General features: G+C 42.7%; 17 protein-coding genes and 1 other annotated feature (1 of these 18 only partly in view). All 17 genes read left to right on the top strand.

The window, feature by feature from the left end; translation table 11 throughout:
- Positions 1–183: 183 nt before the first annotated feature.
- Complete coding sequence (gene mreC, locus QPK24_RS19170; protein ID WP_407082928.1) at positions 184–1023, top strand: rod shape-determining protein MreC; 840 nt, start codon at positions 184–186, stop codon at positions 1021–1023.
- Complete coding sequence (mreD, locus tag QPK24_RS19165) at positions 1023–1556, top strand: rod shape-determining protein MreD (protein WP_285743870.1); 534 nt, start codon at positions 1023–1025, stop codon at positions 1554–1556. Before mreC ends, mreD begins: the two co-directional genes overlap by 1 nt.
- Positions 1557–1632: 76 nt before the next feature.
- Positions 1633–2295, top strand: a complete 663-nt coding sequence (locus QPK24_RS19160) for a septum site-determining protein MinC (RefSeq protein ID WP_285743869.1) — start codon at positions 1633–1635, stop codon at positions 2293–2295.
- A gap of 5 nt (positions 2296–2300) precedes the next feature.
- On the top strand, positions 2301–3095 hold the full coding sequence (minD, locus tag QPK24_RS19155; RefSeq protein WP_160036358.1) for a septum site-determining protein MinD: 795 nt from the start codon (positions 2301–2303) through the stop codon (positions 3093–3095).
- Between the two features lie 324 nt (positions 3096–3419).
- Positions 3420–4325, top strand: a complete 906-nt coding sequence (locus QPK24_RS19150; RefSeq protein WP_285743867.1) for a M23 family metallopeptidase — start codon at positions 3420–3422, stop codon at positions 4323–4325.
- Positions 4318–5172 carry a M50 family metallopeptidase gene (locus QPK24_RS19145; protein ID WP_285743865.1) on the top strand — a complete coding sequence of 285 codons (855 nt, stop codon included), beginning with the start codon at positions 4318–4320 and terminating at the stop codon, positions 5170–5172. Before QPK24_RS19150 ends, QPK24_RS19145 begins: the two co-directional genes overlap by 8 nt.
- 67 nt (positions 5173–5239) lie before the next feature.
- The gene (locus tag QPK24_RS19140; protein WP_285743863.1) at positions 5240–6430 is read left to right on the top strand and encodes an Rne/Rng family ribonuclease; all 1191 of its coding nucleotides are present in this window, start codon (positions 5240–5242) and stop codon (positions 6428–6430) included.
- A gap of 76 nt (positions 6431–6506) precedes the next feature.
- Positions 6507–6594, top strand: a sequence feature (ribosomal protein L21 leader region).
- Between the two features lie 13 nt (positions 6595–6607).
- Positions 6608–6919 carry a 50S ribosomal protein L21 gene (rplU, locus tag QPK24_RS19135; RefSeq protein ID WP_160036361.1) on the top strand — a complete coding sequence of 104 codons (312 nt, stop codon included), beginning with the start codon at positions 6608–6610 and terminating at the stop codon, positions 6917–6919.
- A gap of 12 nt (positions 6920–6931) precedes the next feature.
- The gene (locus QPK24_RS19130; RefSeq protein WP_160036362.1) at positions 6932–7264 is read left to right on the top strand and encodes a ribosomal-processing cysteine protease Prp; all 333 of its coding nucleotides are present in this window, start codon (positions 6932–6934) and stop codon (positions 7262–7264) included.
- 18 nt (positions 7265–7282) lie between these two features.
- Positions 7283–7594 carry a 50S ribosomal protein L27 gene (gene rpmA, locus QPK24_RS19125; protein WP_160036363.1) on the top strand — a complete coding sequence of 104 codons (312 nt, stop codon included), beginning with the start codon at positions 7283–7285 and terminating at the stop codon, positions 7592–7594.
- A gap of 144 nt (positions 7595–7738) precedes the next feature.
- Positions 7739–8482, top strand: coding sequence for a Spo0B domain-containing protein (locus QPK24_RS19120; RefSeq protein WP_285743858.1), 744 nt, complete (start codon positions 7739–7741; stop codon positions 8480–8482).
- 13 nt (positions 8483–8495) lie between these two features.
- Positions 8496–9806 (top strand): GTPase ObgE, encoded by a 1311-nt coding sequence (gene obgE / locus QPK24_RS19115; RefSeq protein ID WP_160036365.1) that lies wholly within the window; start codon positions 8496–8498, stop codon positions 9804–9806.
- Positions 9807–9958: 152 nt separating this feature from the next.
- Positions 9959–10396 (top strand): ACT domain-containing protein, encoded by a 438-nt coding sequence (locus QPK24_RS19110; RefSeq protein WP_285743856.1) that lies wholly within the window; start codon positions 9959–9961, stop codon positions 10394–10396.
- Positions 10397–10434: 38 nt separating this feature from the next.
- Positions 10435–11721, top strand: a complete 1287-nt coding sequence (locus tag QPK24_RS19105; protein WP_285743854.1) for a homoserine dehydrogenase — start codon at positions 10435–10437, stop codon at positions 11719–11721.
- Positions 11722–11758: 37 nt separating this feature from the next.
- Entirely contained in the window at positions 11759–12721 is a 963-nt protein-coding gene (gene thrB / locus QPK24_RS19100) for a homoserine kinase (RefSeq protein WP_285743852.1), read from the top strand.
- Positions 12718–13590: a prephenate dehydratase gene (gene pheA / locus QPK24_RS19095; protein WP_285743850.1), complete on the top strand. Its 873-nt coding sequence runs from the start codon at positions 12718–12720 to the stop codon at positions 13588–13590. The genes thrB and pheA overlap by 4 nt, the downstream gene beginning before the upstream one ends.
- Before the next feature lie 228 nt (positions 13591–13818).
- Positions 13819–15377, top strand: partial view of a LysM peptidoglycan-binding domain-containing protein gene (locus QPK24_RS19090; RefSeq protein ID WP_285743848.1) — the 5' portion only. It continues 49 nt past the right edge of the window; the window shows 1559 of its 1608 coding nt (coding positions 1–1559); its start codon is at positions 13819–13821; its stop codon lies beyond the right edge, outside the window.

Raw genomic sequence — 15377 nt, 5'->3', positions numbered from 1 at the left:
GTGCAATATGGCATCATGCACCATTCATTTTTTATGTTGATGCTACTGTTGGGATCGCAAGAAAGTAGAGAACAGGCCTTTGGCCTCGCTACACTTGCTTTCCCTTTTTAAGTATCAGACATGATAACGAAATAGGGATGTAAGAGGGTGTTATAACTGTTTAAATGGCTTGGCAACAAAAGATTGTTTATTTTACTTGTTGGTATCATTATTTTTATAGCTTTAATGGGTTTCACTGTGGGGTCAAGAGCAGGACTTTCCTTGCCTGAGAAATTCACCAAAGATATGGTTGGATTTGTACAGCAAGTTTTTTATAAACCTGCCTCTTATGTTTCCGGATTTTTTGAGGATATAGCCAACCTGAAGAGACTTCAGGAAGAAAACGAAGAGTTAAAAACAGCAGTTGCACAGTATAAACAGGATTCTGTTAGATACGGTAATCTCGCCGAGACGAATCAAAGGCTTCAGGAAGATTTGAAGTTCACTGAAGAACAGAAGAATAGACATAACTATACACTTCGGACTGCACAAGTCATCAGTGTAAATTCGGATCCTAACAACCGTGTACTGAACATTGACATCGGTGAGAATGCAGGAATTAAGGAAGGAATGGCAGTAACCTCCCTTGATGGACTGGTAGGTACAATTAGTCATGTAAGTAACTTTACTGCGACCGTCACTCTTCTTACCGCACTCGATCCAAGCTCAAGTGATGCAAATGCGATTGCAGCTACCGTCGTAGGCAAAGAGAATAATACATTTGGTATGATTGAGAAATATGATCCGAAAACTGGGTACCTGCAAATGACCAAAATTTCGGAAAGTTCCAACATTAAAGTGAACGATATTATTATGTCTTCTGGAATCATTGAAGGTTTTCCGAAATATATGATTATTGGTGAAGTTAAAGATATAGAAGTAAGTGAATATGGCTTGGCCCAAGTTGCCTATATTAAGCCAGCAGCAAACTTCACTGACTGGAAGGAAGTATTTGTTGTTATTCCTCCGGAGGTTACTCCATAATGGCAGGCCGGAAGCAGGTACTCATCATTCTGTTGTTCCTCCTCTTTGTGCTGGAAGGTACGGTCATGCCATGGATTATTCCGGATGCATTGCTGCCTCGGATCGGTTATAACTTAGTGTATATTGCGATCTTGTTTGTGACCGTGTACTATCACAGACATACGGCATTAGTCCTTGGTATTATTTTCGGGTTGCTGCATGATGTTGTTTTTTATGGACACATGATTGGCCCGTATTCTTTTTCCATGGGACTGGCCGCGTATTTACTAGGTCTTATTTTTAAATCTCAGCGAACGACGATGCCTGTTATGATGATGGTTGTCATTTTAGGCAGTTTATTGTTCGATACGATTTTGTTCTTTATATACAAACTCTTTCAGCTTAATCATGTTTCCTATGACTGGGCACTTGTAGAATACATGATACCTACGGTATTTATTCATTTTATATTTGCTCTTATTATCTATGTACCTTTGCGTAAACAGCTGGATAAGCTGTCTCGACATAGATCACTAAGTAAAGATAAGACGTAATGTTTTTGCATTTTGCAGGGAAAAGAAGGAACTGCTGCGCTTCGGCACGAATGTTTGAGATGGGAGGGACAGGCTTATGACAGTAAAATCGAATCATGTGATGATTAAAGGCATCAAGGATGGCCTGGTTTTTCTGATGGATGACGAGTGTGATTTAGAAGAGCTACTAAGTGAATTACGATATAAACTGGAACACAGCCATCAAAATATATTGTCTGGTCCCATTATTCATGTCGATGTCAAATTAGGTTCGCGTGTCGTAACTGAAGATCAGAAAGATGCCATTCTTCAAATTTTGAAAAAGAAAGGTAATCTGCTGATCCGTTCCATTGAGTCTCCGGATGCTAAGAATGACCATAACGATGCAAAAGCGATTACGACCATCACTGGGATTATTCGGTCGGGTCAAGTTTTACATCATGAGGGTAACCTTCTATTACTTGGAGACGTTAATCCAGGCGGGACCGTCAGCTGTACAGGTCACATATTTATTATGGGTGCGCTGCGCGGGATGGCTCATGCTGGAAGCGCCGGTGATGAAGAAGCAATCATTAGTGCCGCGCATTTTGCTCCGACTCAACTGCGAATTGCAGAGGTTATCAGCCGTCCTCCGGATGAATGGGAGAAGCGTGAAGCGGGAATGGAGTTTGCTTACTTGCAGAACGGACAAATGCAGATCGACAAGACGAGTAATATCGTTCGTTTGCACCGTGATTTTAACGCGTTTAAAGGGGTGTAGCATACATGGGAGAGGCGATTGTTGTCACTTCAGGGAAAGGCGGCGTTGGAAAAACAACGTCTTCCGCCAACATAGGCACCGCTCTTGCCTTACTGGGCAAGAAGGTATGTCTGGTAGATACAGATATCGGACTTCGCAACCTAGATGTTGTTATGGGCCTTGAAAATCGGATTATATATGATCTGGTAGATGTGGCTGAGGGCCGGTGTAGATTAGGACAAGCATTAGTCAAAGATAAGCGCTTTGATGAACTATATATGCTTCCTGCTGCACAGACCAAAGATAAAAATTCGATATCCCCCGACCAGGTAAAAGATATCGTGTTAGAACTGAAAAAAGATTTTGAATATGTCATTATCGATTGCCCGGCTGGAATTGAGCAAGGATTCAAAAATGCGATTGCAGGAGCAGATCAGGCGATTGTTGTAACCACTCCTGAGAATGCGGCTGTACGTGATGCGGATAGAGTGATCGGTCTGCTTGAAAGTTCGCATGTGAAATCTCCTAAACTTGTGGTCAATCGAATTCGTAATAATATGGTCAAATCAGGCGATATGCTAGATATTGATAGTATTCTTCAAGTGTTAAACATTGACCTTATTGGAATTGTTCCTGATGATGAACTTGTGATTAGAGCAGCTAACTCAGGTGAACCAACGGTTATGAATCCTGATTCGCAGGCAGCTATGGCGTATCGTAACATAGCAAGACGGATTCTTGGTGATACGGTTCCGCTTATGATGCTTGAACAGAAAAAAGGTGTGTTTACACGCTTTAAGAAATTTTTCGGGATGGGTTAATAGCGGGTCGGCTCAAAAGAAACGGCCAAACTTATGTTTGCATGTTTCTGATTATGTTTAATATATCTGCTTATGTTGTTCATCTTCGTGAGTACTTAAATATTGTGCTGTATTTACGGGATGGGTCTATTTTTGATCGTTCTCGTATTTTTGTCGGCACTGAGATAAATGATATAAAAGCGATGGTTTGCGAATGATTAAAAGGCATTGGAGCTTAAAAGCTCTAGTGCCTTTTTTTGATATAAAAAGAAGGCTTGTTCATATTCATCTGTTCCAGCTCATAAAATCAAATAGTGGAAGTATACCTCACTAGGAGGACTGAATATGGATATCAAACAAAATATAAAAGAACGAAGAAAAGAACGCATTAGGGAGCTTCTTGAATCCGAGACAAGCCATCCGGAAAAGAATTTACTGGGGTTTGAATTAACAGGACAAGGATTGCAGCAGAAACAGCAGCCTTTTGAACAGCCGGCTGAGCGGCTTTTCCCATATGAGCGAATAGATCAAACAGATCAAACAGAGGAAGAACGGGACCCGGAAATTCTATGGAAACAGGGATATCGAGGCTGGGGTGAACTGCCTGAAGAAAGTCCTCCCGTCCGTTCTGGTGGATTTAGGAGAGGTTTTGTAAGGAGGCTTGCTGTCAGTGTGATATTATTTGGAGCAGTCATGGGAGCATTCAAGTGGGATGTTTCTTTTCTACAGCCAGCCAAACTGTTTATTGCTGATAGTCTCCACCGCGAGATGGATTTTTCTTCAGCTGCAGTATGGTATACAGAACACTTTGGAGGCGCTCCTTCTTTTCTTCCGATCTTTCAAAATGATGATCCATCCCCGCTAAAAGTTTCTGCCTCGCGCAAATATATGGCCCCGATACAGGGAACCATTGCGCAGCCGTTTGCGATTACGATGAAGGGGATTGAGATTGTACCCGATTCGAATGGGGGAGGAATTCAGCAAGTACAAAGTATGGATGCAGGACGGGTTATTGAAGTCAGTAACAGTCCCGAGGCGGGAACTACGATCGTCATTCAGCACACAGCAACACTTACTGGTATTTATGGTCGTCTGGAAGAAACCAAGTTAACCGTGGGTTCTTGGGTCGAAGAGGGAGATCTCATAGGTCAAATCCCGGCAAGTACTTCGAAGCAGGATCAAACTTTCTATTTTGCACTGAAAGAAGGAGACACCTATATTGATCCGACGGAAGTGATATCATTTGATTAATGTGATGGGTGTTCAGCTGTCCATGCATCCGGTATTCGTTCTCCTAATGATGCTGTCTGTTGCCACGGGACAGTTTATTGAACTCATCACTTTATTTGTGATTGTGTTTATTCATGAATTAGGACATGCATCAGCAGCAGCACTTCTCGGTATTCAGGTAAGATCTATCCAGATGCTGCCGTTTGGCGGTGTTGCTGTCATTGAGGACAGAGGTGATTTAACAGCGGCAAAAGAAATCCTCATTTCACTAGCCGGACCTCTTCAGAATGTAATTATGATGGGAGCAGCAGTTGGAATGCTCAGCCTACACTGGTGGGATGGAGAGTTTTTGATTTATTTTATTCAGGCGAATGCGATCATTGCCTTGTTTAATCTTCTCCCTATTCTTCCGCTTGACGGAGGGAAAATCGCTCAGGCTTTGATCAGTTTATTTCTTCCTTATTACAAAACACTCGTTATTACTTACAGGCTCAGCATTGTCGCTAGTGTCGTCATGATTATTATCTCGTTGTCCCCGCTTATTATGAAGGAGTCAGGTAAAATAGAATTAAATATCCTGCTGATGGGATGCTTTTTACTCTATTCGGGGATCGAAGATTATCGCAATATTCCTTACCGATTTGTTCGGTTTTTAGTTAATAGAGATAAGTTATTTGCTTATCATTTATCCTCTGCTAGTCTTGCACAGCCAATAATTTCGATACCTGCGAAACCTTTAGATACAATCTTGCGTTTATTTAAGAGAGAGAAATATCATATGATCTATGTCATGAATGCTAGGGGCAAGATCATAGGTATTTTGCCGGAACAGCGCATTATTGAGTCATATTTCGAGAAAAAGGGGTAATTTACAAAATAAGTGAACGTTCAGTCGCTATTATTTTCCTTTTTTAAAAGTCTCTAGAGGTGAAGCCATGAAACAAATGATTGTACAATGCCAACCGAACATAACGCAAATGGCACTTTTGGAGAGAGGCAAGGTAGTTGAGTACGCAGCAGAACGGACAGGGGAACGTGGATTACTCGGGTCTTTTTTTAAAGGACGGGTGGTCAATGTATTACCAGGTATGCAAGCTGCCTTTGTGGATATTGGCCAGAAAAAAAACGCCTTTCTATACATTGATGATGTATTACACCCGCATTTGGATAAGCAGCCCGAGGTCAAACCTTCGATTACGGAACTACTTCATGTTGGTCAGGAGATCATCGTGCAGGTCTTCAAAGAACCCGTAGGAGGCAAGGGAGCCAGGGTAACGACACATTATGCACTCCCTGGGCGCTACATTGTATACATGCCGCTCGCTGGATACGTCGCTGTTTCCAAAAGAATTGCTAAAGAAAGTGAACGAAACCGGTTAAAGATCATGAGTGAAAAGTGCAGAACAGAAAAAGAAGGCATGATCATTCGCACCGTATCAGAATCAGAAAGTTTGGAATCCATTGATGGAGATTTGATTCAGCTCCGTAAACAATGGGAAAGGATTCAGTTCAAAGCAGAGACATGCAGCGCTCCGCGTTTGCTTCATCGGGACTTAAGTATTGTGCAGCGATTTATACGTGACAGCTATACAGAAGGCGGCGATGAATTTGTCATCGACGATGAGCAAAGAGCTAAAGAGGCTGCAGCATATTTTTTGGAAATGGTATATAGTGAAATTCCGAAAATTCATGTCTATCAAGGAAATCAAACTGTGTTTGAAGCTTACGGTGTTCAAGAACAGCTGGAGAAAGATTTTAAGCGGAAAGTTTGGCTTGGCGGTGGAGGGTATGTAGTTATCGATCATACGGAAGCTCTCACCGTAATTGATGTCAATACAGGAAAGTATATTGGCGGACGAAATCTTGAGGAGACAGTAACCGCAACAAACCTCCAAGCCGCAGCGGAGATCGCTAGGCTTATTCGTCTTCGAGATATCGGTGGAATTATCATTATTGATTTTATTGATATGGAGAAGGAAGAGAACCGTAGCAGGGTCTTACGGACTCTTGAGGTAGAAATTAAGAAAGATCGAACAAAATCCGTAGTCATTGGATGGACAAGACTTGGGTTACTTGAGTTAACACGCAAAAAAGTAAGAGAAGAAAGTACACTTTTTATCGACTAGAAGGTTTAGAGAAATTATTGATTTTTCTAATTGGATCTGTTATAATCACAAAGTATGTGTTTAGTATTCATTGCTGCACATGCTGCAACCGCTCCGATCAGGTTGAAGTACTACACTCCGTATGGACGTGCAGTCACCTGGATTAGGCGAGTCTGAGACATGAGGAGGTGCAAGCAAATGTACGCAATTATTGAAACTGGTGGTAAACAATACAAAGTTCAAGAAGGCGATGTTCTTTTCATCGAGAAATTGAACGCAGCTGATGGTGAAACTGTAACGTTTGACCGTGTTTTGGCTGTTTCCAGTGAAAATGGTTTGACTGCAGGTACTCCGGTAGTAGCCGGCGCAACTGTAACAGCGACTGTTGAAAAACATGGCAAAGGTCAAAAGGTTGTTATCTACAAATACAAACCTAAAAAGAACTACCGTGTAAAACAAGGTCATCGTCAACCTTACACTAAAGTAACAATCGGCAAAATCCAAGCGTAAGAAGGTGGAACAGTGATTACTGTACACATTTTTCGTCTTAGTGATGGCAGTATTCGTGGTTTTTCAGTGAAAGGCCATGCGAATTATGCAAAAGCCGGTGAAGATATTGTATGTGCGGGTGTATCTGCCGTAACCGTGGGTGCCGTGAATTCAATTGAGGCCCTTACAGGTGTTCAACTTGATGCGGAAATGGAGCATGGTTTTCTTAGTGCTTATCTTCCTTCCGGAATTCAAGACAATATCTATCCTCAGGTACAGCTGCTGCTTGAATCACTTGTGGTAATGCTGAATTCAATTGTCGATTCATACGGTGAGTATATTCAGATAAAGCAGCATAATAACTAAAGAAGGAGGTAGACTACAATGTTAAAATTGGATCTTCAGTTATTCGCATCCAAAAAAGGGGTAGGTTCCACAAAGAACGGTCGTGATTCCCACTCTAAACGTCTTGGTGTTAAACGTGCAGACGGTCAAACAGTTAGTGGTGGCAGCATCCTTGTTCGTCAACGTGGAACGAAAATTCACCCAGGTACGAACGTAGGTATCGGTAAAGATGATACTTTGTTTGCGAAAGTGGAAGGCGTTGTTAAATTTGAACGTTTGGGCCGCGATCGTAAAAAAGTGAGCGTCTACCCTGTTGATGTTGCTCCTGTAGCAGCTGCAGTAGAAGCGTAATAAGGCATTTAAGCCTAAGGAGCCTTCGGCATGTTTGCCGAAGGCTTTTTTTATACCGTGTTACTGTCTGATAACATTGTGTGTGATATACTGCCTGTATAGCCTGAAGACAGGCTGACTAGATTCGAAGAACGGGGAGAAGTTATGAATTCCTGGAAAAAAGTTCCCTATGCGGCCATAACCTCAATTCTAATTCCGTTAGTAGTGGTAATCATCTCGAAGAGTTTGATTTCATGTTTGTTGCTTAGCATATGGATCACTCTTGTCTTTGTATTCATATGTAAAAGGATGGACAAGCAACTTGAGGAACAGCGCAGGCATATTACACAGAGGATGGAGAATGCTGCCATAGCAACATTAAACCATCACAGACATGACTGGATGAATGATCTGCAAGTATTGTATGGATATATTCGTTTAGGTAAAGCTGATAAATCGATACAAGTTGTGGAAAGAATAAAAGAGAGAACAACGGAAGAAAGTAAAATCTCCAAACTCGGCATATCTTCTCTTGTTTTTTATTTGCAATCGTACAGAACGAGTGGCAGCTCCCTAGAGCTTCATATTGAAGTTGAAGAAGGCTTGCGACTAGACACCTTGATTTCTCCCGAGGACGGTGAGATATTGACAGGGGCGATTGCAGATACGGTCAGAGCTTATCAATTCAGTAGCCGATCGTCTTGGGGAGAGATCCGCAAGCTGATGATACTTTTTCATCAGGATCAAGGTGATATCATCGTGCGTTTTGAAGGAGAGAAGGTATCGCCTGAGACCGAAGCGTGGAGTAATTTGTTTACCATAAAGCAAGGAATTAAAGTAAAAGTCAAAGCGGAACAGGCAGCGGAAGAGCATGCATTATTCCAGTTTCGTGTGACTTGCGGTATATGAGGAAGGAGCAGTTATGTTTGTAGATAAAGCGAAGATATATGTAAAAGGCGGCGACGGAGGAGACGGTCTTGTCTCTTTTAGACGTGAGAAGTATGTACCAGAGGGTGGACCTGCAGGCGGCGATGGAGGAAGAGGCGGCAGCGTTATTTTCCGAGTTGATGAAGGTCTTAGAACACTCATGGACTTTCGTTATCAGCGCCACTTCAAAGCAAAACGCGGTGAAAAAGGTCGTAACAAAAGTCAGCACGGTGCCAATGCAGAGGATATGATTGTTCGAATTCCTCCAGGTACGGTTGTGACGGATGAAGATACCGGGGAAATACTCGCAGATCTGACGCGCCATGGTCAGCAAGTTGTCATTGCTCGCGGGGGCCGCGGAGGAAGAGGAAATATCCGTTTTGCAACGCCTAAAAATCCGGCTCCAGAACTTGCGGAGAATGGGGAAGAGGGCGAAGAGCGTTATATTGTTCTTGAGATGAAAGTAATGGCCGATGTAGGGCTGGTAGGATTTCCGAGCGTAGGTAAATCCACGTTGCTGTCCGTTGTTTCTGGAGCAAAACCCAAAATCGGAGCCTATCATTTTACCACCATTACGCCGAATTTAGGTGTGGTTGAAGTAGGAGAAGGACGAAGCTTCGTTATGGCAGATTTGCCTGGTCTCATTGAAGGAGCGAGTGAAGGAGTTGGCCTGGGTCACGAATTTTTAAGACATGTCGAGCGGACTCGCGTCATTATTCATGTCGTGGATATGAGTGGATCGGAAGGAAGAGATCCTTTTGAAGATTGGGTTAAAATTAATGATGAGCTGCGTCAATATAATGAAAAACTGATGTCCAGACCGCAAATTGTTGCAGCTAACAAGATGGACATGCCTGAATCGGAAGAGAACCTGGCTGCCTTTACGAAAAAAGTCAAAGAAGTTCGTCCAGACATAGAGATCTTACCAATCTCATCCTTAACAAGACAAGGAATTAAAGAACTTCTCTATAAAGCAGCAGATCTGCTCGATTCCATTCCAGAAGAACTGGTTGTGGAAGAAGTTGCTGAAGTGAATGAGCGTAAAGTCTACAAACTTGAAAAAGCGGAAGATGAAGGGTTTACCATTGTCCGTGAAAATGAGATGTTTGTTGTACACAGTGCGAAGATTGAGCGTATGATGAAACGAATGCAGCTGAATTCACATGAGGCCATTATGAAGTTGGCTCGTACTCTCCGTTACATGGGTGTAGATGATGAGCTTCGTAAACGTGGTGCGAAAGATGGTACGATTGTTCGTATTGCTGATTTTGAATTTGAGTTTGTTGAGAGCAGCAGTTACTTTTAAAACAGCGCAAAAAAGACATAATAAAGCGGATATCCTAATAGTGGGTATCCGCTTTTTTTACTATCTTCCTTCCCTCTGTCTATTGCCCTTTTCGTTACTATCCTATATAATGTCCACTATATGAATACAATAGTCTTTGAGGAGAGGACGTTTTGAAAGAGCGTTACTACTTAGTTAGGGAAGATATTTTACCAGAAGCTGTCGTAAAGACCATGCAAGTGAAGCAGCTGCTTGCGACAGGTGAAGTGAAAACAGTGCATGAGGCAGCGGAGCGGGTAGGCCTTAGCCGAAGTGCATTTTACAAATATAAGGATGGAATTCATCTCGTTAATCAGCTAGAGAAAGAAAGGATTGTCACCATTTCTATTGACTTGGAGCATGAATCAGGTATGCTTTCTCAAGTACTGTCTTTAGTGGCAGCATGTGGAGGGAATGTACTTACAATACATCAAAGTCTTCCGCTTCAAGGGAGGGCGAATGTAGTAATCTCTGTGGAAATCTCACATATAACCGAAGAAATCGGCGAAATGTTGGACCAACTTGAAAATTTGCATGGAGTGAAACGTACAAGACTAATTGGCCAGGGTTAGAGGAGAAACACTAAATCGTACATTAGGGGATGAATGATATGAAACCAATTAAAGTAGGTTTGCTTGGTTTGGGGACTGTAGGAACTGGTGTGGTTCGCATCGTGGAAGGGAATCAGGAGGATCTTAGCAGTCAGGTTGGATCACCGATTGTGATCGAGAAGATTGCTGTAAAAAATACAGAAAAAGCCCGTAATATCAATGTTGATTCCGATAAATTAACAGAAGATCCCTGGGAAGTGATTCGTCATCCGGATATTGATGTCATAGTGGAAGTCATGGGCGGAGTGGATCAGACGAAAGAGTATATTTTAGAAGCCCTTGAGCGAGGAAAACATATTGTAACTGCCAATAAGGATCTTATGGCACTTTATGGTTCGGAAATCTTAGCCAAAGCAGCAGAAAAACGCTGTGACGTATATTACGAGGCTAGTGTGGCCGGCGGGATTCCTATCATCCGTACGTTAATTGAAGGATTCTCCTCTGATCGTATTACTAAAATTATGGGAATCGTGAACGGAACAACCAATTACATTTTGACAAAAATGAGCCAAGAAGGCGTTTCTTATGAGGAAGTTTTAAAAGAAGCACAGGAACTTGGATATGCAGAAGCAGATCCGACTTCTGATGTAGAAGGGCTTGATGCAGCACGTAAGATGGCAATTCTGGCTACACTAGGGTTCCATACGAATGTGGAACTTCGCGACGTATCTGTCAGCGGAATCTCTTCTGTTACAAAAGAGGATATCAGTTATGCAAGGCGTCTCGGTTATGAAATGAAGCTGCTAGGTATTGCAGAGCGTCAAGACGACCAAATCACAATTAGTGTTCAACCGACTATGGTAAAGAAAAAGCATCCGATTGCTTCAGTCAATGGAGTGTTCAATGCCGTTTACGTGCATGGAGAAGCGGTTGGAGAGACAATGTTTTACGGAGCGGGAGCAGGAGAGATGCCTACAGCTACTTCTGTTGTAGCTGACCTTGTATCCGTTATTCGTAACGTGAAGCTTGGTGTCAGCGGACTGAAAGCAATTGCTCCTTACAAAGAGAAGAGACTAATTAGCGATGAAGAAATTAAGTATAAATATTTCCTTTTGCTTCATGTGGATGATAAGGCAGGCGTTCTCGCTCAGATCACTCAAATATTTGCGGAATACAACGTGAGTCTTGCATCGGTCGTACAACAGCCAAACGAATTTAATCCGGATGCAGAGATTATTATCGTGACACATGATGCAAGTAAAGCCAACATGGAGAAAGTGCGTAAGCATTTTGAATCGCTTGATGTAATTCGTAAAGTAAAGAGCGTGTACCGCGTAGAAGGCTGAACTCATTAACGGATGACTTGGAGGGGAAGTACGAATTATGAACAACATCGTAAGAGTGAAGGTCCCGGCCAGCACAGCGAATTTAGGACCCGGTTTTGATTCTTTGGGAATGGCACTCACCTTGTATTCCTATATAGAGATGCAGCAAGCGGAAGAGACTTGCATCGTTTTGCATGGTGAACACCTGGACGGAATTCCAACGGATAAATCAAACCTAATCTATAAAGTAGCACAGCGTGTATTTGAAGAAGCAGGAGTGGAAATTCCCGAACTTTCTATATCTATGTATTCTGAGGTCCCGCTTACACGCGGGCTTGGGAGCAGTGCTTCTGCTATTATCGGTGCCCTTGTAGCTGCAAACGAACTTATTGGCTCTCCTTTATCAAAGGATCGATTATTTACGTTAGCTACGCAAATAGAGAAACATCCCGACAATGTCGGTGCCTCGCTATTTGGTGGTTTTGTTGCTACAGCTTGGGATGGGGATAATGCTCATTATGTGAAGATTGATCCTCCAAAAGAATTAGAAATTCTAGCAGTGATTCCGCATTTTCAGTTATCAACAAGCAAAGCGCGTGAAGCATTACCCAAAGTTCTTTCCCTTCAGGATGCGGTCTATAACATTAGCAGATCTTCTCTTTTAGTTGGAGCGGTGGCAGCTGGGCGCTATGATTTGCTCGCTGCTGCAATGAGAGATAGGCTCCATCAGCCTTATCGTGCAGAACTTGTACCTGGGATGGCGGAAATTTTGGAACAAGCTCCTCTGAGGGGGGCGCTTGGAGCATCGCTTAGTGGAGCGGGGCCTACTGTGCTTGCGCTTGTGCATAGAGAGGAAGATCAGAAGCATGAACTCGAGAATTATATGCTGCAAACGATGAAATCACATGGCCTTGAGGCAGATACCCTATGGCTCCAACCGGATCATAGCGGAGTGCAAATAATAACAAAAATGCACACAGACTCATTTTTGGACATGTTAAAAGGGGAAGTTAAAGCATGAAACGAGTTGCACTATTGCCAGAAGGTACAGTATCCCATGAAGCGCTCGATTTTTTGTTTAGGGGCGAGTCCTATAAAGGTATTCATTACAAGTTAATCTCCGATGTATTTCGATCCACAGACCGAGGGGATAGTAATTACAGTGTTATTCCAGTGGAGAATACAATAGATGGTTCCGTAAGTCTACATATGGATTGGTTAATACATGAAGTGGATATTCCCATGCAATGTGAGTGGGTATATCCTTCTATACAGAATTTGATCGGGGATCAATCCGAATTTCTGAATGACAGAGATGAGATTGATTTCACACGTATTCAGAAAATTATGTCTCATCCCGTAGCAATCCCGCAGTGTCTGCAGTTTATCCGTACCTATGCACCTCAAGCAGAACTTGAGAGCGTCGGAAGTACGGCGGAAGCAGCGGAGATTGTGAAGAAAAATCCGGGAAAAGGCTGGGCGGCCATTGCTACACGTCTTGCAGCGCAAAAACATGGTCTTGATCTGATGGCTGAGCGGGTCACAGATCATGATAATAACTATACCCGGTTTGTGCTGATTGGGCGTGAACCTATCCGGTTAGATAGAGAAGCCGATCATATGAAGACCAGTATTTTAGTTACTCCTCCAGAGGATTTCGCAGGGGCGCTTCATCAGGTCTTATCCGCCTTTGCTTGGCGCAAATTAAATTTATCACGGATCGAATCCAGACCTACGAAAAAAAGATTGGGTAATTATCATTTTTATATTGATGTACTGGAATCAGTCGATTCTGCGTTGCTTCCAGCTGCATTTGCGGAAATCGAGGCGCTTGGTTGCCAAGTGCGTGTACTTGGCTCCTATCCTTGCTACATATACAAGGAAGAATAATTCTGGAGATAGCTGCTTATTGCATCTCATAAAAAACTCAAGAATATGTAATTGTGTTACATAGCCGCCTTAAACCTCATTTAGCAACCTATCTCTCAAGAGAGATTTTTGCTGAATGAGGTTTTTTTTGCGAGAAGTGATGTCAATGTCAAAAGTCCTGCATAGGATGAGAGTAACGAAAGAAAGGGCGAATGTCATGCCTGAAGATTGTAAGGAGGTTATGAACCCGTGAGAATACACATTGTAAAAGAAGGAGATACCCTGTATTTCTTGTCCAAGAAATATAATGTGTCGCTTGAAAAAATCATTAGTGCAAACCCAGAGATTGCAAATCCTAATCAATTAACCGTTGGTATGAAGGTGAAAATCCCTTCTGCCCCCGTCGCGACGCAACCGGGCGGATCGATTTTGCATCAGCACAAGGTAGTTCAAGGAGATTCATTATGGAAGCTTTCTAAAGCCTGGGGCGTTTCGCTTCAAGATATGATTGCTGCAAATCCGCAGTTAAAGAATCCGAATGCACTGATTGTCGGAGAAACGGTGTTTATTCCATCTGGATCTAGCAGTACACCGAAAGTTATAACAACAGAAATTTTGCAAGAGGGAACTTCGGGTACACCAGCAACCGTTATCCAGGGGCATGCAGGGAAAAAGAATACCGCTCCTATGCCCAACTATCCGCAGCTTCCAGAGCTACCAGAGATGCCGGAAATGCCTGTGCTCCCAAAAGCTGAAATAACAAAGCCGAAGCCTCCGAAAGCAGAGATCCCTAAACCAAAACCGATTCCGCCAAAAGAGGAAATGACAAAACCGATACCAAAACCAGAACTACCCAAAGAAGAAGTCAAAAAACCAATTCTTGAACCTATTCCTAAACCAGAAGTAAAACCAATAGCTCCTCCACCTTCTAAGCCGCTGCCTCTACCCGTACCTAAACCAGAGATGATCAAACCTGCACCACTGCCTGTTCCGATACCTGTTCCAATACCGCCATTGAAAAAACCAGAGTACGAACCTAAGAAAGAAGAGTATTATTCAAAAAAAGAGGATTGCAAGAGTGAGTACATGAATCCTTATCAATACCCAGCATATGATAAAGGAATGTACGGGGGAAATGCAGGGTACCAGGGATATCAAAACCCGTATCAACAACCTCTGGAATATGGATATGTAAATGATAAAAAGCAAGATTATCCTCAGCCGCTGCCGTATAACCAGTTCCCGCAGAGTGTTCAGAACACACCTTATCAGTCAGGGAAAGGTGGAGAAGTAGGTCAGCAACCACATACCACTTATGAACAGGGTGGTTACATTGTAAATTATGCTCTTGTTGACGTTCCTTCTTATGGAGGAGATTGCGGATGCGGTCATACTAAACCATTACCATATAGTTATATGCAAGCAGAAGCGGACTGGAAAGCGGCAACAGCCCAAAATGCTCAGCCTATGCTGCATCCACAAGCCTACGGTCACAACCCGCAGTACACAAATTATTTCAGACCAACTGAATATGGAGTTCAGCCGCCCTATTATAATCCTAATTATCAAAACGATTATGGGCAGACATCTTTCCAAGCAGAGACGATTCAAACTAGTGGACAGAATAGTGCTGAGTTGCCACAGGAACCGATTGTTGATTTAAACGGACTTAATCAGCTCCCTATATTAGAAGAAGAGAAGGCGATCCAGAAAAGTAAAGCAGTTACCAAATCTAATAAAGTGAAAAAAGCAGCGGTATCTTCAAATAAGCGAAATAAAGCGCCAAGCAATAATAATCAAGCATCAAG

Origin of the sequence: Paenibacillus polygoni (assembly GCF_030263935.1) — a bacterium.
Taxonomy (GTDB): domain Bacteria; phylum Bacillota; class Bacilli; order Paenibacillales; family Paenibacillaceae; genus Paenibacillus; species Paenibacillus polygoni.
This window is presented reverse-complemented; position numbering and strand designations above follow the sequence as displayed.

Excerpts from the sequence above, each read along its gene's own strand:
- thrB (WP_285743852.1), top strand. The coding sequence starts at position 11,759 with ATGAACAACATCGTAAGAGTGAAGGTCCCGGCCAGCACAGCGAATTTA.
- QPK24_RS19105 (WP_285743854.1), top strand. The coding sequence starts at position 10,435 with ATGAAACCAATTAAAGTAGGTTTGCTTGGTTTGGGGACTGTAGGAACT.
- rplU (WP_160036361.1), top strand. The coding sequence starts at position 6,608 with ATGTACGCAATTATTGAAACTGGTGGTAAACAATACAAAGTTCAAGAA.
- QPK24_RS19120 (WP_285743858.1), top strand. The coding sequence starts at position 7,739 with ATGAATTCCTGGAAAAAAGTTCCCTATGCGGCCATAACCTCAATTCTA.
- minD (WP_160036358.1), top strand. The coding sequence starts at position 2,301 with ATGGGAGAGGCGATTGTTGTCACTTCAGGGAAAGGCGGCGTTGGAAAA.
- mreD (WP_285743870.1), top strand. The coding sequence starts at position 1,023 with ATGGCAGGCCGGAAGCAGGTACTCATCATTCTGTTGTTCCTCCTCTTT.
- QPK24_RS19140 (WP_285743863.1), top strand. The coding sequence starts at position 5,240 with ATGAAACAAATGATTGTACAATGCCAACCGAACATAACGCAAATGGCA.
- pheA (WP_285743850.1), top strand. The coding sequence starts at position 12,718 with ATGAAACGAGTTGCACTATTGCCAGAAGGTACAGTATCCCATGAAGCG.
- QPK24_RS19150 (WP_285743867.1), top strand. The coding sequence starts at position 3,420 with ATGGATATCAAACAAAATATAAAAGAACGAAGAAAAGAACGCATTAGG.
- QPK24_RS19160 (WP_285743869.1), top strand. The coding sequence starts at position 1,633 with ATGACAGTAAAATCGAATCATGTGATGATTAAAGGCATCAAGGATGGC.
- rpmA (WP_160036363.1), top strand. The coding sequence starts at position 7,283 with ATGTTAAAATTGGATCTTCAGTTATTCGCATCCAAAAAAGGGGTAGGT.
- obgE (WP_160036365.1), top strand. The coding sequence starts at position 8,496 with ATGTTTGTAGATAAAGCGAAGATATATGTAAAAGGCGGCGACGGAGGA.